The sequence below is a fragment of the Mesorhizobium sp. BR1-1-2 genome (assembly GCF_020165435.1).
Lineage (GTDB): Bacteria > Pseudomonadota > Alphaproteobacteria > Rhizobiales > Rhizobiaceae > Mesorhizobium.
This window is the reverse complement of the sequence record NZ_JAIUID010000002.1, coordinates 260,239-280,894: the sequence shown is the minus strand read 5'-3', so window position 1 is coordinate 280,894 and position 20,656 is coordinate 260,239. Positions and strand designations below refer to the sequence as shown.

At 63.3% G+C, this 20,656-nt stretch carries 20 protein-coding genes; 12 read left to right on the top strand and 8 right to left on the bottom strand.

Annotation, left to right across the window (positions count from 1 at the left end; all coding sequences use genetic code 11):
• Genes LB551_RS04715 through LB551_RS04705 form a run of 3 tightly spaced genes read right to left on the bottom strand, consistent with a single transcriptional unit; the run spans position 1 to position 3,008 of the window.
• The gene (locus tag LB551_RS04715; RefSeq protein WP_140637871.1) at positions 1-1,041 is read right to left on the bottom strand and encodes a sugar ABC transporter substrate-binding protein; all 1,041 of its coding nucleotides are present in this window, start codon (positions 1,039-1,041) and stop codon (positions 1-3) included.
• Positions 1,042-1,080: 39 nt separating this feature from the next.
• Positions 1,081-1,845 (bottom strand): ATP-binding cassette domain-containing protein, encoded by a 765-nt coding sequence (locus LB551_RS04710; protein ID WP_140493903.1) that lies wholly within the window; start codon positions 1,843-1,845, stop codon positions 1,081-1,083.
• Positions 1,845-3,008 carry an ROK family transcriptional regulator gene (locus LB551_RS04705; protein ID WP_224658390.1) on the bottom strand — a complete coding sequence of 388 codons (1,164 nt, stop codon included), beginning with the start codon at positions 3,006-3,008 and terminating at the stop codon, positions 1,845-1,847. The genes LB551_RS04710 and LB551_RS04705 overlap by 1 nt, the downstream gene beginning before the upstream one ends.
• A 147-nt stretch (positions 3,009-3,155) precedes the next feature.
• Here LB551_RS04705 and LB551_RS04700 point away from each other — a divergent pair, with 147 nt between their 5' ends.
• Positions 3,156-3,323 carry a hypothetical protein gene (locus LB551_RS04700; protein ID WP_181168489.1) on the top strand — a complete coding sequence of 56 codons (168 nt, stop codon included), beginning with the start codon at positions 3,156-3,158 and terminating at the stop codon, positions 3,321-3,323.
• A gap of 36 nt (positions 3,324-3,359) precedes the next feature.
• Here the strand turns inward: LB551_RS04700 and LB551_RS04695 are convergent, their stop codons facing one another.
• Together LB551_RS04695 and LB551_RS04690 are read right to left on the bottom strand one after the other, a co-directional pair.
• Positions 3,360-4,673 (bottom strand): M23 family metallopeptidase, encoded by a 1,314-nt coding sequence (locus tag LB551_RS04695; protein WP_224658389.1) that lies wholly within the window; start codon positions 4,671-4,673, stop codon positions 3,360-3,362.
• Between the two features lie 178 nt (positions 4,674-4,851).
• Complete coding sequence (locus LB551_RS04690) at positions 4,852-5,319, bottom strand: peroxiredoxin (RefSeq protein WP_224658388.1); 468 nt, start codon at positions 5,317-5,319, stop codon at positions 4,852-4,854.
• A 95-nt stretch (positions 5,320-5,414) separates the two neighbouring features.
• On the opposite strand from LB551_RS04690, the gene LB551_RS04685 reads away from it, so the two are divergent.
• From LB551_RS04685 to LB551_RS04655, 7 genes are all read left to right on the top strand, one after another.
• On the top strand, positions 5,415-8,804 hold the full coding sequence (locus LB551_RS04685; protein WP_224658387.1) for a DUF3971 domain-containing protein: 3,390 nt from the start codon (positions 5,415-5,417) through the stop codon (positions 8,802-8,804).
• Positions 8,805-8,950: 146 nt separating this feature from the next.
• Positions 8,951-9,328: a hypothetical protein gene (locus LB551_RS04680; RefSeq protein WP_224658386.1), complete on the top strand. Its 378-nt coding sequence runs from the start codon at positions 8,951-8,953 to the stop codon at positions 9,326-9,328.
• Positions 9,329-9,491: 163 nt separating this feature from the next.
• Positions 9,492-10,904: a multicopper oxidase family protein gene (locus tag LB551_RS04675; RefSeq protein WP_411970930.1), complete on the top strand. Its 1,413-nt coding sequence runs from the start codon at positions 9,492-9,494 to the stop codon at positions 10,902-10,904.
• Between the two features lie 35 nt (positions 10,905-10,939).
• Entirely contained in the window at positions 10,940-11,380 is a 441-nt protein-coding gene (locus tag LB551_RS04670) for a DUF411 domain-containing protein (protein WP_224658384.1), read from the top strand.
• A gap of 6 nt (positions 11,381-11,386) precedes the next feature.
• Entirely contained in the window at positions 11,387-11,923 is a 537-nt protein-coding gene (locus LB551_RS04665; RefSeq protein ID WP_224658383.1) for a TlpA family protein disulfide reductase, read from the top strand.
• Positions 11,924-11,933: 10 nt separating this feature from the next.
• Positions 11,934-12,407 carry a copper chaperone PCu(A)C gene (locus LB551_RS04660; protein WP_224658382.1) on the top strand — a complete coding sequence of 158 codons (474 nt, stop codon included), beginning with the start codon at positions 11,934-11,936 and terminating at the stop codon, positions 12,405-12,407.
• A gap of 55 nt (positions 12,408-12,462) precedes the next feature.
• Entirely contained in the window at positions 12,463-13,239 is a 777-nt protein-coding gene (locus LB551_RS04655; RefSeq protein ID WP_224658381.1) for a DsbA family protein, read from the top strand.
• Between the two features lie 530 nt (positions 13,240-13,769).
• Here LB551_RS04655 and tyrS read toward each other — a convergent pair.
• Positions 13,770-15,023 carry a tyrosine--tRNA ligase gene (gene tyrS, locus LB551_RS04650; RefSeq protein ID WP_224658380.1) on the bottom strand — a complete coding sequence of 418 codons (1,254 nt, stop codon included), beginning with the start codon at positions 15,021-15,023 and terminating at the stop codon, positions 13,770-13,772.
• A gap of 358 nt (positions 15,024-15,381) precedes the next feature.
• On the opposite strand from tyrS, the gene LB551_RS04645 reads away from it, so the two are divergent.
• From LB551_RS04645 to LB551_RS04630, 4 genes are read left to right on the top strand one after another with little or no spacing between them, the layout of a single operon-like run.
• Positions 15,382-16,116 carry a glycosyltransferase family 2 protein gene (locus LB551_RS04645; protein ID WP_140548956.1) on the top strand — a complete coding sequence of 245 codons (735 nt, stop codon included), beginning with the start codon at positions 15,382-15,384 and terminating at the stop codon, positions 16,114-16,116.
• Positions 16,109-16,441, top strand: coding sequence for a lipid-A-disaccharide synthase N-terminal domain-containing protein (locus LB551_RS04640; RefSeq protein WP_140548954.1), 333 nt, complete (start codon positions 16,109-16,111; stop codon positions 16,439-16,441). Before LB551_RS04645 ends, LB551_RS04640 begins: the two co-directional genes overlap by 8 nt.
• A gap of 42 nt (positions 16,442-16,483) precedes the next feature.
• The gene (locus tag LB551_RS04635; RefSeq protein ID WP_224658379.1) at positions 16,484-18,133 is read left to right on the top strand and encodes an ArnT family glycosyltransferase; all 1,650 of its coding nucleotides are present in this window, start codon (positions 16,484-16,486) and stop codon (positions 18,131-18,133) included.
• Positions 18,134-18,158: 25 nt separating this feature from the next.
• Positions 18,159-19,001: a phosphatase PAP2 family protein gene (locus tag LB551_RS04630; protein ID WP_224658378.1), complete on the top strand. Its 843-nt coding sequence runs from the start codon at positions 18,159-18,161 to the stop codon at positions 18,999-19,001.
• A gap of 100 nt (positions 19,002-19,101) precedes the next feature.
• Here the strand turns inward: LB551_RS04630 and LB551_RS04625 are convergent, their stop codons facing one another.
• Together LB551_RS04625 and LB551_RS04620 are read right to left on the bottom strand one after the other, a co-directional pair.
• Positions 19,102-19,752, bottom strand: coding sequence for an FMN-binding negative transcriptional regulator (locus LB551_RS04625; RefSeq protein ID WP_224658377.1), 651 nt, complete (start codon positions 19,750-19,752; stop codon positions 19,102-19,104).
• 16 nt (positions 19,753-19,768) lie between these two features.
• Positions 19,769-20,443, bottom strand: a complete 675-nt coding sequence (locus tag LB551_RS04620) for an alpha/beta hydrolase (RefSeq protein WP_140493883.1) — start codon at positions 20,441-20,443, stop codon at positions 19,769-19,771.
• Positions 20,444-20,656 lie beyond the last annotated feature (213 nt).

Sequence of the window (20,656 nt, the reverse complement as noted above, 5' to 3'; positions counted from 1 at the left end):
TTACTCGACGGGCTTCACGGTGTCCGTCGGCGGCTTCTGGTTGCCCCAGAAGGCCGGATTATCGACGTTCTCCTTGGTGATCGCGGCACCCGGGATCTTGATGTTCGGGCCCCAGGCCTCCTTGGTCACCACTGACTTGAGCCCAAGCACGTCATAGTCGCCGGGCTTGATCTCCTGCTTGTTGACGACCTTGTCCATGAACATGGCGACGGCCGCGGCCTGCGCGTAGAGTGGCTGTTCGACTTCGACATTGAGCCAGCCCTTGCGGATCAGGTCGAGGCCGACCGGCGCGCCGTTCGAACTCATCAGCATGACGTCGCCCGGCTTCTTGCCGGCGGCCTCGAGCGAGGCGACGGCGGCGACCGAGAGATGCGCGGCGTGGCTGAAGATCAGGTCGATGTCGGGGTTGGCAAGCATCTGGTCGGCGACGATGGTGCCGGCGTTGCTGGCCTCCCATTGCATGGCAGGCAGCGAGATGATCTTGACGTCGGGGAACGCCTTCATCTTCTCTTCAAAGCCCTTTTGGATGTCGAGCGTGTAGGGATCGCCGGGATCGCCGAGCACCTGCAGGACCTTGCCCTTCACAGCGCCGTTCTTGGCCTTCAGCAGCGCTTCGGCCTGTTCGGCGGCGACGTGGCCGATTTCGACAGTGCCGGCTACCGACGTGAAGTCGGATGGAGTGGAGGTGATCTGGCGATCGAATTCCACGACAGGTATGCCGGCCGCGCGCGCGGCCTCGATCGACGGCTTCAGCGCGTTGAAGTCGACGGCGGCCAGGATGATCGCCTTCGGTTTCAGCGCGATGACGTCGTTCATCTGCGATTGCTGGGCGTCGGTCTTGTTGTCGGCGTTCAGCGTCTTCATCTCGTAGCCGACCTGTTTCAGGAACAGTTCCAGCGCGCTCACCGAGCCGGTCTGGAACTCGTCGAGCAAGGTCGGCACCATGTAGTAGACGGTACCCTTGGACTGGGCGAATGCCGGCGTGAGCGTGGCAACTGCCAGTGCCAGGATACCGAGGACAGAAAGAAGTATTCGTTTCATGTCGTTGGCTCCTCTAGTGCCGGACCCCTCTTTTGTCCCTCAGCCCGCCGGTCCGGCACCGGCAAGCGTCTCTCCGGTGATCATATTGATTACCGCATCGGGACTTGTCTTGTTGCGTGCGACATCGCCGGCCACGACGCCCTGCCGGATCACTACGATCCGGTCTGCGACCTGGAAGGCCTGCTGCATGATGTGGGTGATGATGACGACGCCGATGCCCTGGTTCGCCACTTGGCGGATCATGTCGAGACCGCGCCGCGTCTGCTCGACCCCGAGTGCCGCAAACGGCTCGTCGAGCAGCACCAGCTTGCCGCCCCAGTGCACGAAGCGGTTGAGCTCGATGGCTTGCCGCTGCCCGCCCGAGAGATGCTCGACATTGGTGCGCAATGACGGAATACGGGTGCCGGCACTGGCAAGCGCCTTGCCGACCACGGCCTCCATCGCCCGCTCGTCGAGCACTGGAATGCCAAGCACCTTGCGCGTGATCTCACGCCCCATGAAGAAATTGGCAACTACGTCGACATTCGTGCACAGCGACAGGTCCTGATACACGGTCTCGATGCCAGCCGCCTTGGCCTCGGCGGGGGATTTGGCAAGGAACTCCTTGCCTTCGAACAGCATGCGGCCGGAGGTGGGCTCCAGCCCGCCGGCGATGATCTTGACCAGCGTCGACTTGCCGGCGCCGTTGTCGCCCAGCAACGCGACCACCTCGCCCTTGCCGATCGAAAAGCTTATGCCCTTCAGCGCCTGGATCGCGCCATAGTTCTTGGTGACGTTGTCGAGCACCAGCAGGGGTTCGCTCATCAGGCAACCTCCCTGGCCGTCAGGATATCGCGGCCGCGCTCGCGCCCGGCGGTGAACATCTGGCCGAAGCGCGGCGACAACACGCCTGAGACGGCCAATGCGGCCGCGCCGCGCAGCACGGCATGCTGGCCGCCGCCGGCGACAATAATGCGCGGCGTCTTGCGGTCCTTGCGGGCCGAAACCGAATTGTGCAGAGGCGCAGCCGACCTCGCCAGGCGTTCGAGCAGGTCCGGCGCCGCCAGCCCGCCGAGCACGACCGTCTCGGGGTCGAAAAGATTCTCGATGATGGCTATGGCGTTGCGGAAGATCGGGCCGACCTCGGCGACCCAATCGGCATCGCTGCCCTTCCAGCGCCCTCGCGCTTCGAGAGAGACATAACGTTCGAGGCAACCGCGATTGCCGCACGGGCAAAGCTCGCCATTGGGAACGACGGGAATATGGCCGATTTCGCCGGCATTGCCCCAGGCGCCGCGCAGCACACTGCCGTCATGCATCATGGCGCTGCCAAGGCCGACGCCGAAATAGAGATAGTAATATTGGGAATGCTGGGCGCCGATGCCGTAGAGGCGTTCGCCCATCGCGGCCGCTGCCATGTCGCCGTCGAAAAAGGCCGGCAATCCCGTCGCCGCCGTTAGCCGCTCGCGCAGTGCCACGTCCTTCCAACCGGCCATTGTGGTCGGCCCGATGAAGCTCATAGTGTCGACGCCGAACGGGCCGGGAAGCGCCATGCCGATGCCGATGACACGGCCCTCGGCGCGCGTTCCGGTAAGCTCGCGGACCATGGCGCCGACCTGGTCGAACGCATGATCGGGCGTCGCGTTGGGGGCTTCGCGGTGCAAGCTGTCGATCACGTCACCGCTGAGATTGATCAGCGCCGCGTCGATCCCCAGCGGCGTCAGGTGGATGCCGACGGCATAGCCGCCCTCGGGATTGATGCGCAGCGTCGCCGGTGGCAGGCCACGGCCCTTCGGCTCCTCGCGTACGGACAGGACGTAGCCCTGCTCCTCCAGTTCGCGAACGATGGTCGACACGGTCTGGACGGTGAGCCCGACATGCCTGGCGATGTCGCCCCTGGCGATGGGGCCGTACCGGCGGATCGATTCGAGCACGATGCGCCGGTTGTACGGCCGCCCGAACTCCTGATTGGTCCCTCGCAATGCCATGCCTTGCGTCCCCGGTTGAGGCAAGGTTGGCACCAAACATTTATTCAGTCAAATGGAATTCAAAAATGTGCCGTACTTGAGGGATGTGTCCGCGACGGCAGAAAGGCCGCGGCTGTCCGGCTGATCACCGTGCCCTAGATAGGGGACATGGATAAGATTTATGTCTTGCTGATCTTCGCCGCGGCCATTGCCATCATCTGCCTGGGCGGCCGATGGAATACATCTGATACCGACCACTATATGGGCTTCGACAATTTGCGGTCGCCCCGCAAGGGAAAAGCCCTAAACGGCGACAAGGATGCGAAAAAGCAATGAGGACAGCGCGGGATGGCAAATGCCTGGACCCGTGCGTTAGAGATACTGCGCGACCTTCTTGCCGACCGTGAGGAAACGCAAAGGATCGATCGCTTCGCCATTGTGACGGACTTCGTAATGCAGATGCGGCCCGGTCGAGCGACCGCTGCTGCCGGTCTTGCCGATGACAGCGCCGGCATCCACTTTTTCGCCCACGGTCACGTCGATTTCACTGAGATGTCCATAGCGCGTGGCAAACCCGTTGCCGTGATCGACTTCGACCATGCGGCCATAGCCGCCATTCCAGCCGGCCTTGGTGACCACGCCTGGCGCGGTGACCTTGGCCGCCATGCCGATCGGCGCCCTGAAGTCCATTCCCGAATGCAAGGCGGCCGTGCCGAGGATCGGGTCGGTGCGCACGCCGAACGGGCTGGTGACGGAATGACCGGGAGCGGGATTGGCGAGCGGCAGTCGGCGTGCCTCCTTCTTGAGTTGGTCGAGCGTGTCCAGCGCCTCGTCCAGTTCCTTGACCTTGCTGTCGAAAAACATCGAGCTGTCGAGCGGGATCAGCGGTCCGCCGACATCGCTTTCGTTCTTGCCGAAGTCGCTGTCGACCGGCAGCCCGGCCGCCTCGAGCGCCTGGGTTATGGCGTCGGCATTCTTGTAGGCGTTGTCAGCAAGTATGCTGATCCGCGTGAGCTGGTCGTTCTCGATGGATTTCAACGACTTGTTGATCGAAATGAACAGCTTGTCGGCACGATCGGCGGCTGAATCGTTCGGCAGCGGATCGGAGCGGGTCGCCCACAGGGAGAACGGCCTGGTGTCGGCGGCGCCGGGGGCGGCGCCGAGGCTGGCCAGCGCGTAGCTTTGAGCAGGCTGGGCGATGCTGCCGGTTACTTCGGCGCGTTTGTCAGGCTTTGCCGGCACTGCCGGCACTGCCAGATCGTCGGCCGTCGCTGCGCCGACTTCATTTTCGGCGCGGTCCAGCAGCGGGCCGAGGCGGCCGTGGCGCTGGCTGAGCTGCGTCTGGCGTTCCAAAAGCTCGCTCACCTTGGTTTCCATCAATTGCTGATCAAGCAACTGCCGGCTGGTGATGCGGTCGACCTGGGCGCGTAACGCGGAGATGCGGTCTTCGTAAGCCTGCTGCATACGCGCCTGGCGCGCGGTGGTGGCGCCGATCAGGTCGTCGCGCAGCACGAGATAGGAGGTGGCCAGCAGGTAACCGATGGCGATCGCCACCAGCGCCGAACCGAGAAATACAACCAGCCAGGGCCGGATCGTGAAGTGCCTGATCTCGCTGCCGCGGGCAATGATGACTGTATGCGGTTCCTTGCGCCTGCCAAAGATCGCGGACTGACCGGTTGCGTTCACGGGACCAAGCTTTCGTTTACGACACCACGACAGCCCGACTACACATTATTAAGGTTAACAAAGCTTTGCCGAAGCAAGGCGTCGGCAAGGATTGCCGCAAAACGAGCATGGGGTTGTGGGAGAAATCTTCGCGCAGCCTTCTGAAAACAAGGCGCCGGCACGGAGACGCTGCCGGCCCTTAAAGCGCGCGAACGGCTTCCAGGACTTCCTCGGCATGGCCCTTGACGCGGACCTTGCGCCAGATCCTGGCGATACGCCCGTCGCGGCCGATCAGGAACGTCGCCCGCTCGACGCCCATGTATTTGCGGCCATACATCGATTTCTCGACCCAAAGATGATAGGCCTCGATCACCTTGCGCTCCTCGTCGGCGGCAAGGTCGATGGTAAGATCGTATTTCGATTTGAACTTGTCGTGTTTCCTGGCGCTGTCGGGCGACAAGCCGATCACGACGGCGCCGGCCTTCTCGAATTCCGGCTTCAGCTGCGAAAAACTGATCGCTTCGGCGGTGCAGCCGGTGGTGTCGTCCTGTGGGTAAAAGTAGAGGACGACAGGTCTGCCGGCAAAGCCGGCCAGGCTGAGCGAACCGCCGCCGTCCCGCGGCAGCTCGAATTGCGGCGCAACGTCGCCCACATTGAGGTCGGCCATATCGATGCCCTTGTTTGAGGTTACGCGCGAAGCCACACCGATATAGTGTCGAGCGGGGATTCGTCCACGAGCGAGTTCGTAGAACGGAAAATTGCGTGGATCAGGAGCAACCGCAGCACGAGAAGATCAGGTTCAGGCGGGATGAAATCACCGACCTGGGCGCCTTGCCGTCGGCTTGCCGCGTTCCGCCTCTCGGCCAGGCGGCGATCGGGCGCGGTTTTCGCATCCTTTCGCGGCTGTTTGCCGGCGCCATTGCGCTGGTGGCGCTGGCGGCGGTGGCCGTCTATCTCATCGGCGTCTCCGGAATAGGGGCCGACCGGCTGCGCGTCGAGGCGGAGGCCGCCATCGAGAAGCTTGCGGGCGTCGATGTCGATGTTGCGGTCGGGCCCGCCCGCATCACCCTCGACAGTTCGAGCTTCGTCGCGCTCCAGGTGAGCGACGTCAGCCTGAAGGCAAGCGACGGCAAGCCCATGGCCGATGCGGGCAGGGTGCGTTTCGGCATGCGCCTGCTGCCGCTGCTTCGAGGCGAGGTGCGGCTGACCAGCGCCAGGATTTCCGATGCGCGCATCGTTACCGCGGCGATGCCGTCGGGCGGCGACTGGACGGCCGAGCTGCGCAATCGAGACGGGCTGATCGATCCCGAAAAACTGTCCGATGCGCTCTTTGCCAACATCAATCACGCTCTCGATGCGGTGCGCGAGGAATCGCTGCATCGTATCGATCTTCACAATGTGGCATTCGTCTTGCCCGATACCGAGGCGGTCAGGTTGATCACCGTCGCCGACGCGGTCGTCCTGCAGTCGGGGACAGGCGGCATGGAGTTCTCCTCGCAGGCAAATGTCGACGGCAAGGCGGTGACCGTCGCCGCATCCGCCAGCCGCGATGCCGAGACCCGGCGCGTGATGTCGCTGGATGCCACCGTCGGTATCGCCGAAGATGGTGACGCGAGCGGCGCCGCGGCGTCCGGCAGTAGGTTGGGCGCGCTCAGCGTGACGCTCAAAGGGGCGCAAGGCGCCGGCGACACCGCGTCGCGGCTGACGGCTGCCTTGTCGTCCAGGGGATCGGTGCTTGATCTCGGCTCGCGCGGCCTGCTGTCGGCCGATGTCGACCTCGACGCCACGCTCGTGCGCGGCAGCAACAAGATCCAGGTGGACCGGCTGTTGCTCAAGACCGGCCGCTCGACCTTCGATTTCGCCGGCTCGATTGGGCCGAGGCCCGCGACCGGCGCCGCCGGTGAGGAGCCGGCCTACCGATACGATCTGACCAGTGACGGCTCGACGCTGGCGCCTTCGGAATCGCCGGAGCCGGCGCTCACCTTCCTTGCCCGCATCGCCGGCGTCTACCAGACCAAAAGCCATAGATTGGTAGCCGATCAGATCGCAGTCCGATCCGCCGCTTCCAGCGAGGTCCTTGGCACCGCGGCCGTGGAGTTCGTTGACGGCAAGGCTCCCGGCATCAATCTGGCGCTCAACGTCCACGACATGCCGGTCTCGCACGTCAAGCAGCTTTGGCCATGGTTTTCGGCGCGCAATGCGCGGCTCTGGGTATTGGACAATCTGTTCGGCGGCCGCGTCGTGGACGCCAATCTTCAATTCCAGGTGGTGCCTGATCGCCTCGGCAATGGTGTGCCGCTTTCCGCCGACGAGGTGTTCGGCCGCTTCCAGATAGAAGGATCGCGTTTCGACACGGCTGGCCGCATCCCGCCGATCCGCGATGCCGTCGGTGTCGTCGCCTTCCACGGCAATGACGTCGATATCTCCCTGTCCTCGGGCACCGTCTTCATGCCCAGCGGCCGCACCGTGGCGGCCAGCAACGGCACGCTGACCGTCAAGGCGGCCAACCGCCCGCCGGTCGTCGGCGCACTCGACATCGACGTTGCCGGCGAAGCGTCCGCGGTCGCTGAACTTGCCTCCTACGAGCCGATCAACGCCATGCGTCATGTCGGCTTCCTGCCGGAAGACCTGTCCGGCAGTGTCACCGGCCATGTCAGGGCCGATATTCCGCTGCAGTCCGGCGTCGACAGCTCGAAGCTCGATTGGCTGGTATCGCTCGACTACAGCGGGCTTTCATTGGCCAAGCCGTTCGAAGGCCAGACCGTCACGGATGCCGACGGTTCCGTCACGGTCGACCCTGAAAAGGCTGTCATTTCCGCCAAGGCATCCCTGAACGGCATTCCGGCCGAACTCGACCTGATCGAGCCGCTGGAGGATGGCGGACCGGCACGCAGCCGCAAGGTGGCCCTGGTGCTCGACGACAAGATCCGCGCCGCCGCCATGCCGGGACTGGCCCCATTGCTGGGCGGAACCGTGAAGGTCGCGATCGACAAAAGCGGCGAGGGCAACCAGAACGTCTCGGCCGACCTGACCAATGCCAGGCTCGACATCCCCTGGGCCGGATGGAGCAAGGGGGCGGGGATACCCGCAAGTGCTACATTCGTCATGACCACGTCCGGCGATACCACGACGCTGTCCGACTTCGACCTCGATGGCAAGACATTCTCCGTCGACGGCAACATCGTGCTGGTCAACGGGGCCCTGTCGTCGGCAAAGTTTAGCAAAGTCGCGCTGAACCGGGGCGACGACGTGGCGGTGTCCGTCAAGCGATCGGGCAGGGGCTATGCAGTCAACATCAGCGGCAACGCCCTGGATGCCCGCTCGCTGATCAAGCAATTCACCTCCGACGTCGACACCGCGACCAAGACGACGGGCGCCGACGCGATTTCCGTCAGCGCCGATGTCGATCGGCTGACCGGCTTCCACGACGAGCAATTGTCCGATCTCAAGCTCGATTACAGCGCGGCCGGTTCGAAGGTGAACGGGCTGAGGGTCAGCGCCACCGCAAGTTCGGGAGCCGCCATTGTCATCAGCAACACGAGCGGCGCCGGCCGGCGCTCGCTCAACGTGCAGTCGGCGGACGCCGGTGCGATCCTCAGGTTCCTCAATATCTACGAGCACATGGAAGGCGGAGCGATTGCCCTAGCCTTGTCGGGAGCGGGCGACGGGCCGATGAAGGGCAAGGTGGACACGACGAACTTCTTCGTCGTCAACGAACCGAAGCTCGCGTCCATCGTCTCGACCACTCCGGCAGGCGACAGCCGCAGCCTCAACCAGGCGGTCAAGGGCAAGCTCGACACCTCGCGGGTACAGTTCGAACGCGGCTACGCCGAGATCGAGAAAGGCAGCGGCTATCTCAGGCTGGCCAATGGCGTGCTGCGCGGTCCGCGCATAGGCACCACGTTCCAGGGCACGCTCTATGACCAGAACAACAATATGGACATGACCGGCACCTTCATGCCGGTCTATGGCCTCAACCGCATCTTCGGCGAACTGCCCATCGTCGGCGCGCTTCTGGGCAACGGCCGCGACCGCGGCCTGATCGGCGTGACCTACCGGCTCAAGGGCAACGCCAACAAGCCGTTGCTCGACATCAACCCGCTCTCGGTGATCGCGCCGGGGATATTCAGGTCGATCTTCGAGTACCGGTGAGGCCGATTGCCAAGGCATGCCCAGAGAGCCTGCGTCAGAACCACTGACCAGCGAAGCGGTGTCGGCTGGCCTTAATGCCGCAGCAGCCGGTGATCACGGGCTTGGGACTTGCAAAAGCTGCACTTTGCCGTCAGCCTGAGCCGATAATGGCACGGCTTTCGCCAAAACATCTTCTTGTCATGTTGCTCGCGGCCTTTCTGGCCGCGGGGTTCAGCCTGTCTACTGCTCAAGCCGGCGTCATGTCGGCCATGATGGCAGGCGGCATGACCATGGCCGCCGATGCCGGCATGGGGGCTGGCGGCGCGATGCAGGGCGATTGCACGGCGTGTCTTAAGGACATGGGCGACAATGGCAGCCTCAAGCAGTGTCCGTCTGTCTGCATTGCGCCGGTGCTCGCGGTGCTGCCTCAAGACTTTGCCGTGACGATGGCGCTGCGTCCGAAGCAGCCGTTGGCGCAGTCCACCCCGTTCCTGCACGGGCGAAGTTCCCCGCCCGACCCATTCCCTCCCAGACCCGGCGCCTGACGCCGTTTCAGCCGAGACACGGCTGATCCCCGGCGCCTGATCGCCTGCGTCGCGCACTCTTGCGCCGCGGGCCCGCATAGCAATCCAGTTCGATGCCGAACCGCTCGCCATCGATCGAGATCGCAAAGGGGTTTGAAGGGTGAATCAAGATTTCCATTGCACTATGTCGCGCCGCGCGTTTCTAGCGACCGCGGCGGGTGCCGCCGCATCCGCGTCGATGCGTGCGGCCCGTGCCTCCGCCGTCGACGAACGCCAGATCAAGGTCGCGCCCGGCGAAGCCCGGCTGAACGGCGCGGACGGTCCCTCCACCGCCGTCTGGACTTATGGCGGCACCGTTCCCGGTCCGGCGTTGCGGCTCAGGCAAGGCCAGCCGGTCCGCATCGCCGTCGAGAACGGGCTGGACGAGGACACCACCGTCCACTGGCACGGCATCCGCCTGCCGAACGCCATGGACGGCGTGCCGGGGCTCACCCAGACACCGATCAAGCCCGGCGAAAGCTTCGTCTACGAGTTCACGCCGCCGGATGCCGGCACCTTCTGGTACCATCCGCATGCCGACAGCTTCGTGCAGATCGGTCGTGGGCTGGCCGGTCCGCTGATCGTCGAGGAGGCCGAGCCCGTCGTGGTCGACCGCGACCTCTTTTGGCTGCTGCAGGACTGGCGACTCGCCAAGGACGGCCAGATCGCCGGCGGCTTCGGCAGCGCGATGGATGCCTCGATGTCGGGTCGGGTCGGCAATCTCGTCACCATCAACGGCACAGTGCCCGCCGATGAGGGCGTGAGAGCTGGCGAGCGCATCAGGATCCGGCTCGCCAATGCCTGCCTGGCCCGCATGATCGCGCTGCGCTTTGAAGGCCACCGCCCGGTCATCGTCGCCATAGACGGCCAGCCTTGCGATCCGCATGAGCCGCAGGACAGTCGTCTTGTGCTGGCGCCGGCGATGCGCATCGATGTCGTGATCGACATACAGGGTGACCCCGGTAGCCGGCACGCCGTGATCGACGACTTCTACGATGGCCTTGGCTATACGCTAACCAACCTCGCCTATGACAAGGCGCCGCCACTCAGGGCACATCCGCTCGCAGCACGCCTTGCCCTGCCACGCAATCCGCTGGCGGCCCCCGACCTCGGAAGCGCCCTGCGCCACGAGATCGTGCTGCAAGGCGGTATGATGGGTGGTGGCAAGCTCGCCGGGATAGGCGGGATGATGGGCATGGGGATGCCGGGCATGAACGGCGGTGCCGCCTGGGCGATCAACGGCATGTCGATGACCGGCGATGGCCATGCCGGCATGGCGCCGCAGTTCACGCTCGAACGCGGCACCACCTGTCGCCTCACCATGCGCAACGAAACCGCCTGGTGGCACCCGATGCATGTCCACGGCTTCAGCCTGTCGGTGCTCTCTCGCAACGGTTCGCCGGTGCCACACCGGCAATGGCAGGACACGGTGCTTCTGGCACCAAAGGATGTGATCGAATGCGCCTTTGTCGCCGACAATCCCGGCGACTGGATGCTGCATTGCCATGTCGCCGACCACCAGATGGCCGGCCTGATGACCGTGTTCCGCGTGACTTGAATTCAATCCAAATCATCAACCGAGGAGAACTGGAAATGAAACTGACCTACGCGCTTACCGCCTTCGGCCTCGCTGTTGCGATACCGCTGCCGGCGCTTGCCGCGACAATCAATGCCGTCATGTACAAGAATCCGCAATGCAGCTGCTGCGAAGCCTATGCAGCCTATCTCGAGCAGAACGGCTTCAAGGTCGAGATCAAGCCGGTCAACAACTTGTCGCAGATCAGCAGCGATGCCGGCGTGCCGGCCGACCTCGAAGGCTGCCACACACTGATGGTCGACGGCTATGTCGTCGACGGCCTGGTGCCGGTCGACGTCGTCAAGAAGCTGCTGACCGAGCGGCCTGCTATCACCGGCATCACGCTCGCAGGCATGCCTGCAGGCGCGCCAGGCATGGGTGGCGAGAAGGACGGGACCTGGACGATCTACGCCTTCACCAAGGACGGCAAGGCGCCGACCGTCTATGCGACGGAATGAGCGCCCATGACCGCACGCAAACTGGCCCTGGCCCTATCGGCGATAATGCTCGCGACCTCGCTGCCCGCAACGGCGGAGGCGCCGCAGAATTTTGCCGTTCTCGACACGCCCGTCGCCGTGCCGGAGATCGGCTTCGCGGACGCCGTCGGCCAGCCGAGGACGCTTGCCGACTATTCCGCCAAGGTGGTGCTGCTGAACATCTGGGCGACATGGTGCGCGCCCTGCCGTCAGGAAATGCCGACGCTCGACCGGCTGCAGGCCAAGCTCGGCGGGCCGGATTTCGAGGTCGTCGCGCTGTCGATGGACCGCAAAGGCCCCGATGCCGTGAGGAAATTCTTCGCCGAGACCGGCGTCCAGAACCTGGCCCTCAACATCGACACGTCGGCCAGGGCCATGTTCGCGCTCGGCGCGGTGGGGTTGCCGATGACCTTGCTGATCGACCGTGACGGCAAGGAAATCGGCCAGCTAATCGGGCCTGCCGTGTGGGATGCCCCTGACATGGTCGACTTTATCCGTAGGCGCATCGCCGCTCGTCCAACTTAGGAGTGGAACAGTGAGAACCATCTACACAACTCTCGTACTGGCTTTTGGTCTGCTGGGCCTCGGGATTGCTGTCGCGGCTTCGAACCAGATCGTGGTCGAAAAGGCATGGGCGCGGGCGACACCCATGTTGGCGGTGACCGGAGGCGGCTATCTTACCGTGACAAATCAGGGACCAGAGGAAGATCGCCTGCTGGGCGTGACGAGTCCTCTTGCGGAAAAAATCCAGTTTCACGCCATGGCGATCGATAACGGTGTGGCGAAGATGATCCAGCTTTCGGCTATCGAGCTGCATCCCGGCGTCCCCGTCGTTTTCAAACCTGGCGGCATCCACATGATGCTGCTTGGGCTGAAGCGCCAACTCAAGGAGGGCGAGACCGTACCGCTTACTCTGATGTTCGAGAAAGCCGGCGCGATCGAATTGGATGCCCGGATATTAGGGATCGCTGCGACAGGCGATCACGGCGATGCAGCCAGCGGCGACTAATGTCCAGCGCAGGTCAGGCACGATGCACCAGTCCCGTTACATGGAGGAAACACACATGAATACTAGACTGGCGCACCGATATGGTTGGCTGGCCCGCATCTTCCTCGTTGCAGGCCTGACGGGATGGTTCCTGCTCAATCCGGTCGCCCGCGGACCGGCACTTGCTGGGGGAGAAATATCCCGGGACCAGCTCGACCAGCGGATCCATGACTATATCCTGGCGCATCCGGAAGTTCTCGTGCAGGCGCTGCAAAGCCTGGATCAGCGCCAGCGCGAAGCGGACGCGGCCGAGGCCAGGAAAGTGCTCAAGGAAGGCGCGGACGACATCTTCCGCGACAAGCAAAGCCCTGTCGGCGGCAATGCGCAAGGCAATGTCACCCTGGTCGAATTCTTCGACTATAATTGCCCCTATTGCCGTGTCATGGCGCCGATCATGGAACAGGCTGTGCTCGACGACCCGCAACTCAGGATCGTCTACAAGGAATTTCCTATCCTTGGCCCGGATTCGGTGTTCGCAGCCAAGGCGGCGCTCGCTGCCGACAAACAAGGCAAATACGGTGCGTTTCACAAGGCGCTGTACGGGGCGAAGACAAGGGTGACAGAGGCGGTTGTGCTCAGGATCGCCGCCGAGGCCGGGCTGGACGTCGAGCGCCTGAAGGCCGATATGCAACGGCCCGACATCAAGGCATCGATTGATCGCAATACGGAGTTGGCCCAGACATTGAGAATTACCGGAACGCCAAGCTTCATCGCTGGCGGCCAGATATTTCCCGGCGCGACTGATCTTACGACACTGAAGAAACTCGTCGATCAAGCGAGGACCGGAAAATGACTGGCGCCCCAAACCGGGTGGACTGGCGAAATACCTGATCCACGAACATCGTTTCGCCGGCGAGCAGATCGTTGACGTCTGGAATCTTTCCGAGGGCTTCGGCGGAGCGATGTAATGTAGGCTTGCCGGGGAGATGGCATTCCGCCCGCTGACCGCCGCCGCTCGCCAACTGGAATCCTCGTCGCCTTGACGGGCTTGCGCGGCGACCTAGTTCACCTTGCAATCGCCGATACACGCCGGCCAGGCCGGCTCTCGCCACCCATGGAGGATGATCGCCATGATGGACGGTTCGGCTTGGATGATGGGCGGCATGGCGCTCATCTGGGTCCTGGTTTTCATCACGCTTGTGCTCGGTATAGCCGCGCTGGTCAAATACCTGCGAAGCTGATCGCGCCCTGGGCATCCCGAAAGATCGCGAGGATGGCAGGCGTCGTAGCCGAGCCTCGAAAGTTGTCCCGATCAAACAGAGCACAGAGATTGGAATGCGGCACGCCTGACCGAAGCAAGTCGGCTGATTTATAGTCGGGTCGTCAAACCGGCCGCACCAAAATGTGCTTTTTCCTGCCGAGTGAAAGCTTTACGACGTTTTCCGGACTCAAATCCTGAAGTGTGACCGTGCGGCGATCATCACTGACGGGCTGATCGTTGAGCCGTACCGCGCCGCCTTGCACATGCCGCCGTGCTTCGCCGTTGGACGCCGCCAGTCCGGCGGTCACCAGCAGCGACAGGATGCCGACGCCGGCTTCGAGCTTGGCGTTTTCGACCTCGACGCTCGGCAGCGTCTCGGCGAGGGCACCCTCCTCGAACGTCTTGCGTGCGGTTTCGCTGGCCTGTTCGGCGGCGCCGCGACCGTGGAGCAAGGCGGTGATCTCGGTGGCGAGGATCTTTTTCGCCTCGTTGATCTCGGATCCTCCCAGCTTCTCCAGGCGCGCCACCTCGTCCAACGGCAGCGTCGTATAGAGTTTCAGGAAACGGCCGACATCGGCGTCCTCGGTGTTGCGCCAATATTGCCAGAATTCGTAAGGCGAGAGCATCTCGGCATCGAGCCAGACGGCGCCCGTGGCGGACTTGCCCATCTTGGCGCCCGACGAGGTGGTGAGCAGCGGCGTGGTCAGCGCATAAAGCTGCGCGTCCTCCATGCGGCGACCGAGATCGATGCCGTTGATGATGTTGCCCCACTGGTCGGAGCCGCCCATCTGCAGACGGCAGCCGAGGCGCTTGTAGAGCTCGACGAAGTCATAGGCCTGCAGGATCATGTAGTTGAATTCGAGGAAGGACAATGACTGCTCGCGGTCGAGCCGCAGCTTGACGGAATCGAAGGCCAGCATGCGGTTGACCGAAAAGTGACGGCCGACGTCGCGCAGGAAATTGACGTAGTTGATCTCCATCAGCCAGTCGGCGTTGTTGACCATGATCGCGTCATTCGGGCCGCTGCCGAATTTGAGATACGGCATGAAATTGCGGCGGATACCGGCGAGATTGTCGTCGATATCGCGCGGTGTCAGAAGCTTGCGCGCCTCATCCTTGAAGGAAGGGTCGCCGATCATCGAGGTGCCGCCGCCCATCAAGGCGATCGGCCGGTGGCCGGTCTGCTGCAGCCAGTGCAGCATCATGATCTGGATCAGCGAGCCGGCGTGCAGGCTCTTGGCGGTCGCGTCGAAGCCGATATAGGCCGTCACCGTCTCCGTGGCGAAGAGATCGTCCAGCCCGGCATCATCCGAAGTCTGGTGGATGAAGCCGCGCTCGCTCATCGTGCGCAGGAAATCGGATTTGAAGGCAGGCATGTTTTCTTTCCCGAAAGCGCCCGGCCGATCCGGTACGGACGTATATGAACGCGCGCGTTTAGCACCCAAGCGCGATCAGCAAAAGTGGAATCCGGTTTTGCGTCCGATCGCGCTTTAACCAGGGACTCGCGATCAGCAAAAGTGGAATCCGGTTTTGCGCCCGATCGCGCCTCGACCTGGGGCTTGGCAATCACTTGTTGTTGAAACGCCGCAACCCGCCTCTCGGCGCGGATGCTTGCTTCATTGTTTGTGCTGGCGTAATGAGGCGCGCGCCAAAAGGTCCTTGCAGCCCACGACCCCAAGCGGCACCGCACGGCATCCACCCAATGCCATATCCGACGACAGAGCCCCACGCGACATGCCGGACGCATTGATATCCATCGTCATTCCTTGCAGGAACGAGGCGGCAAACCTGCCGCTGCTGATCGATGAGATCGAGGCGGCGATGACCGGGCGCGACTTCGAACTGATCATCGTCAACGACGGCTCGACCGATGGAACCGCAGCCGTTCTCGCCAAGCAGGCAGCACTTCGCCCGTTTCCCGTCAGGGAATTGCGGCACGAGAAATCGGCCGGCCAGAGCCTCTCGGTACGCTCCGGCGCCTGGGCGGCGCGCGGAAGCATCGTCGCCACGATCGACGGCGATGGTCAGAACGATCCGCAGTACATTCCCATGCTGGTTGACGCCTTGCGGCGGGCCGGGCCCGGCTACGGCGCCGCGCAAGGGCAGCGCCTGAAGCGCCGCGACAGCAAGGTCAAGCAACTGGCGTCGCGGTTCGCCAACTGGCTGAGAAACGCCATCCTTCATGACGAGACGCGCGACACCGGCTGCGGCCTGAAGGCGGTCCACACCGAGATCCTGCGCAAGCTGCCGTTCTTCGACGGCACCCATCGTTTCGTTCCGGCGCTGGTCATCCAGGAAGGATACCATGTCGTGCATTGCGACGTCGTCGACCGCTCCCGCCGCCACGGCAAGTCGAACTACGGGATTTTCGACCGCGGCCTCCAAGGCGTGCTCGATCTCTGCGGCGTCTGGTGGCTGCGCCGCAGACGTCGCCGGATGCCAAAGGTAGAGGAAATCATGCATGGTTAACGTGCTTCAGGAACTGGTGACCTGGATCCACCGGGTCTTCATCGAACAGTTCAACGCATGGATCCTGCTCGGCTTCGTGGCCCAGTTCTTTTTCACCATGCGCTTCGTCGTGCAGTGGCTTGCGTCGGAAAAGGCCAAGCGTAGCGTCGTGCCGATCGCCTTCTGGTTCTTCTCGCTGTTCGGCGGGGCTCTGCTGCTGGTTTATGCGATCAAGCGGCAGGACCCGGTGTTCATTGCCGGCCAGGGCATGGGCTTGTTCATCTACATCAGAAATCTCTGGCTGATCGCCAATGAACGCAAGGCGGCGATGACCAAGGTCGATTGAGCGGCTTTGCGCATCAGCAAGAATGGTCGGAGAGGCTGGAATATGGCGCTGAACAGGAACTACATCCTTCTCTTCCTGTTCAGCCTCGTGATGACGGTGTCGGGACTTGCGTCCATGCCCCCGCTGGATCGTGACGAGCCGCGCTTCGTCCAGGCCACCAAGCAGATGGTCGAGAGCGGCGATTATGTCGACATCCGCTTTCAGGACGCCTCACGCTACCAGAAGCCGATCGGCATCTATTGGCTGCAATCCGCGGCCGTGGCCCTGAGCGGCAAGGGCGCCGCCGCACCAATATGGGTCTACCGCCTGGTGTCGACGCTGGGCATCGCCCTGGCCGTTCTCGGCATCGCCTGGACCGGCACCAGGCTTTTCGGAGTCAGCGCCGGCATCGCCGCGGGCCTGGTGATGGCGGCGATCTTCGCCACCGCCTTCGAGGGCCGCGACGCCAAGACCGATGCGATGCTGCTGGCCTGCTGCGTGGCGGCGCAGGGCGCGCTGGCGCAGATCTATCTGGCATCGCGCCGCAACGAGCCCGTCGCCGGCCATCTGTGGTGGATATTCTGGCTGGCGCAAGGGGCCGCGATCCTCATCAAGGGGCCGATCGCCCCACTGCTGTCGGCGCTCACCATCGCTGTCTTGTTTGCATTCGAACGCGACGGACGCTGGCTATCGAAGCTCAAAGTGGGACGCGGCCTGCTGCTCGTCGTGCTGATCGTGTTGCCCTGGCTCGCCCTGATCACCTGGAAAAGCCACGGCGCCTTCCTCCAGCAGGCCGTCGGCAAGGATATGCTCGGCAAGGTCGCCCAGGGCGAGGAATCGCACGGCCTGCCGCCCGGCTTCTACATGCTGACCTACTCGCTGTTCATGTGGCCGTTCGGCCTGATCGCTGTCGGCGCCGGCCTGCAAGCCCTCAACCGGCTCCGCGACGATGTCAGGCTGCGCTTCTGCCTCGCCTGGTACATCCCCTTCTGGCTGGTGTTCGAGTTGATCCCGACCAAGCTGCCGCACTATGTGCTGCCGGCCTATCCCGGCATGGCGCTGCTGATCGGCTGGCTTTTGACATTGCAGCCGCAGGACGCCAATGCGCCGCTCCGGCGATGGCAGCAATGGTTGTGGTGGTCGACGGCCTTTGGCCTGGTCGTGGTCAGCCTCGGCCTGGCGGCGGTCTGCGTGGCCGCCCCGATCTACCTCACCCATGCTTTCTCCTGGTGGAGCATTCCGGCGGCCGCGTCGGCGCTCGGCGCCGGCTATCTGGCCTTCTCGCGACAGTTGCAAGTACCGCTTGCCCGTATCGGCGCCGTCGCCGCCTGTGCGGGCATCACCTACGGGTTGCTGTTTGGTGTCATCGCCCCAGCCTTGGGGCCGATATGGCTGAGCCCGGCGATCAACGAGGCTGTGCGCGCCTACAAGCCCTGCGACACCTCGGTGCTGGCGTCGGCCCGGTACCACGAACCGAGCCTTGTGTTCCTGGTGGGCACGAAAACGGTGCTGACCGATACCGATGGCGTGGCAAAGCACCTGCTTGCGGACCCCGCCTGCGCGCTGGGGCTGGCGCCGGTCGAGGATGAGCAGAAACTCAATGGTCTGCTGGCCGGGCAAGGCAAGGCGGCCAGCCGTCTTACACGGATCGACGGGCTCAACTTTTCATCGGGAGACAAAATGTCGCTCGGCCTCTACCGTATCGCCCAATGAATTCGACAATGGGATCGGGTTTTCAATGCTGGTGAAACCGCGCCCTTCCGTTTCCATTGCGCCCGCCGCGGTGCTGCGTCGGTCGGCCGGCAATTTCCGCGACACGCTGCGGATCGTCAGAGGGCGCTTCGCCGCTCGTTCCGCATCGTATCCCAAGATCCTCTGGCCGCTCTGGATCTCGGCCTGGATTTTGCTGACGGCAGTGGCGTTCGCCGGCCTCGACACGCCTGCGGGATTGCTGCACGGCCAGTGGTCGGCGGGATTCGGCCGGCTTGCCGAGTTCCTGACGCAGTTCGGCCTGGGCGGCTGGTATCTCATCCCGCCGGCACTGCTGCTCATAGGGGCCAATCTGACGGACTGGCGAAGCCTGTCGCGGCGGTCATTGATGCTCGTCTACAACTGGACCTGCCTGGCGTTCCTTGCACTGGGCGCCGTCGGCCTGTCCGGCCTGCTGGTCAATGTCCTGAAATATGCGATTGGCCGGGCGCGTCCGCTCTATTTTCAGGATCTTGGGGTCCTGTCGTTGCGTCCCTTCGCCTTCGATGCGCGCTTTGCCGGTTTTCCTTCCGGTCACGCCACGACCATGGGGGCCGTGTTCGGCATCCTGCTGCTTTTGTTCCCGCGGCGCTGGTACATCGCCTTGCCGGTCACGGCCTGCATCGCCTCGACGCGGGTCTTCGTCGGCGCGCATTATCCGAGCGATACCGTCGCCGGCTTTGGTCTTGGCTTTGCCTTCGCGCTGGTTTGCGGATTGGTCTTTGCCCGGCTCGGCTTCATCTTCAGCCCGACACGGTCGGGATTGCCGGTGCGCAAGCCGACCTTTCGGCTGATCGGTCGAAACAAGGCGAACGGCCGTCCGATCCGTTGAGCCTGGGATTTAGAGCAATTCCAGGAAAAGTGTATACGGTTTTCCGTCCGGAATTGCGTCAAACAAGGAGTTAGAGAGTTCCGTGAAACGGTGAACTGCTCTACTCGCCGTCCAGTCCGCCGTAGGACCTTACCAGGTGCACCATGTCGGATGAATTGGCCGTCTCGCTCTCAAGCCCGCGCGCAACGCCTGCGCGATCGGCGACGGGACGGTTCTGGCTGACCTTCCATTTGCCGTGAATTTCGCTGATCTCGATCTCCAGCCCGATGATGCCCTTGATCTGCGACTGGATGAACGGGGCAGGCGCATCGGTGACCGCCCATGGCGCCTCACGCGCGCCCTCCTGCGAAGCCGTCAGGTCAGCGATCTGCCGCGCCAGCCAGTCCTGGTCGTCGATCACCTTCGCGGTGCCGCGCACCTGCACGATGGCATAGTTCCAGGTCGGCACCACCTTGCCGGTTTCGCGCTTGGTCTCGTACCAGGACGGCGTCACATAGGCGTCGGTGCCCTGGAAGACGATCAGCACCGTCGAGGCCGGATTGTCGGCGATGAGGCGCCATTGCGGATTGGCTTTGGCCAGATGAGCGCGCAGCCTGCCGTTTGGCCCGATATCGGCGTCGAGCAGGAACGGGATGGCGTTGGCGACCGGCCCCTCGGGTCCGCCGGAAACCAACAGGCCGAGCGGATGCGCCCGGATCAGCCCGTGCAGCACGTCCGGCCGCGTTTCCTGGAAATGAGGGGGCTGGTACATCGCGGTCATCCGCCCTTTAGCGCAGCCGCTTCGGGCGCGGATCCGACAATTCGCCGGCCAGCCGGCGATCGAGATAATCCGCGCATTCCTCGATCAGCAGTTCGGCATCGTTGGCGAAGAAATGATTGGCGCCGGGCAAGGTCTTCTGCGTGATGGTGATGCCCTTTTGCGTGTGCAGCTTGTCGACCAGGCCCTGCACGTCCTTCGGCGGTGCCACCTTGTCGGCGTCGCCATGGATGATGAGCCCCGAGGAGGGGCAGGGAGCGAGGAAAGAGAAATCGTAGGTATTGGGCTGCGGCGCGACCGAGATGAAGCCTTCGATCTCGGGACGGCGCATCAAAAGCTGCATGCCGATCCACGAGCCGAAGGAATAGCCGGCAACCCAGCAACTCTTGGAATCCGGATGCAGCGACTGCACCCAGTCGAGTGCGGCTGCCGCATCCGACAATTCGCCTGTACCGTGATCGAATTCGCCCTGGCTGCGGCCGATGCCGCGGAAATTGAAGCGCAGCGTGGTGAAGTCGCGCTTCTGGAACATGTAGAAGAGGTCGTAGACGATCTTGTTGTTCATCGTGCCGCCGAATTGCGGGTGCGGATGCAAGACAATGGCGATCGGCGCGCTCTTTTCCTTCGAGGGCTGGTAGCGACCCTCGAGACGGCCGGCCGGACCGGTGAAAATGACCTCAGGCATGAAATACTCCACTTGGGTAATAAGAAATGCGCGGCGCCCGGAACAACCTTCCTCTGGCCTTGACGCAGGGCGAGCGTCTTCATAGAAGCTAGTTTAGAATTGTTCAAAACTGGGTGGCCGAAACGCAATCGCCCGGCCGCCCGCGCCGCAAGCCGCGTAAATAGGACGGCTTGCCTTGGAATTTCAAGGAAATAACGCGATATCTCGGTGGAA

Excerpts from the sequence above, each read along its gene's own strand:
- LB551_RS04630 (WP_224658378.1), top strand. The coding sequence starts at position 18,159 with ATGCTGGTGAAACCGCGCCCTTCCGTTTCCATTGCGCCCGCCGCGGTG.
- LB551_RS04635 (WP_224658379.1), top strand. The coding sequence starts at position 16,484 with ATGGCGCTGAACAGGAACTACATCCTTCTCTTCCTGTTCAGCCTCGTG.
- LB551_RS04710 (WP_140493903.1), bottom strand. The coding sequence starts at position 1,845 with ATGAGCGAACCCCTGCTGGTGCTCGACAACGTCACCAAGAACTATGGC.
- LB551_RS04705 (WP_224658390.1), bottom strand. The coding sequence starts at position 3,008 with ATGGCATTGCGAGGGACCAATCAGGAGTTCGGGCGGCCGTACAACCGG.
- LB551_RS04675 (WP_411970930.1), top strand. The coding sequence starts at position 9,492 with ATGTCGCGCCGCGCGTTTCTAGCGACCGCGGCGGGTGCCGCCGCATCC.
- LB551_RS04700 (WP_181168489.1), top strand. The coding sequence starts at position 3,156 with ATGGATAAGATTTATGTCTTGCTGATCTTCGCCGCGGCCATTGCCATC.
- LB551_RS04690 (WP_224658388.1), bottom strand. The coding sequence starts at position 5,319 with ATGGCCGACCTCAATGTGGGCGACGTTGCGCCGCAATTCGAGCTGCCG.
- LB551_RS04620 (WP_140493883.1), bottom strand. The coding sequence starts at position 20,443 with ATGCCTGAGGTCATTTTCACCGGTCCGGCCGGCCGTCTCGAGGGTCGC.
- LB551_RS04625 (WP_224658377.1), bottom strand. The coding sequence starts at position 19,752 with ATGTACCAGCCCCCTCATTTCCAGGAAACGCGGCCGGACGTGCTGCAC.
- LB551_RS04680 (WP_224658386.1), top strand. The coding sequence starts at position 8,951 with ATGGCACGGCTTTCGCCAAAACATCTTCTTGTCATGTTGCTCGCGGCC.
- LB551_RS04715 (WP_140637871.1), bottom strand. The coding sequence starts at position 1,041 with ATGAAACGAATACTTCTTTCTGTCCTCGGTATCCTGGCACTGGCAGTT.
- LB551_RS04655 (WP_224658381.1), top strand. The coding sequence starts at position 12,463 with ATGAATACTAGACTGGCGCACCGATATGGTTGGCTGGCCCGCATCTTC.
- LB551_RS04640 (WP_140548954.1), top strand. The coding sequence starts at position 16,109 with ATGGTTAACGTGCTTCAGGAACTGGTGACCTGGATCCACCGGGTCTTC.
- LB551_RS04645 (WP_140548956.1), top strand. The coding sequence starts at position 15,382 with ATGCCGGACGCATTGATATCCATCGTCATTCCTTGCAGGAACGAGGCG.
- tyrS (WP_224658380.1), bottom strand. The coding sequence starts at position 15,023 with ATGCCTGCCTTCAAATCCGATTTCCTGCGCACGATGAGCGAGCGCGGC.
- LB551_RS04665 (WP_224658383.1), top strand. The coding sequence starts at position 11,387 with ATGACCGCACGCAAACTGGCCCTGGCCCTATCGGCGATAATGCTCGCG.
- LB551_RS04670 (WP_224658384.1), top strand. The coding sequence starts at position 10,940 with ATGAAACTGACCTACGCGCTTACCGCCTTCGGCCTCGCTGTTGCGATA.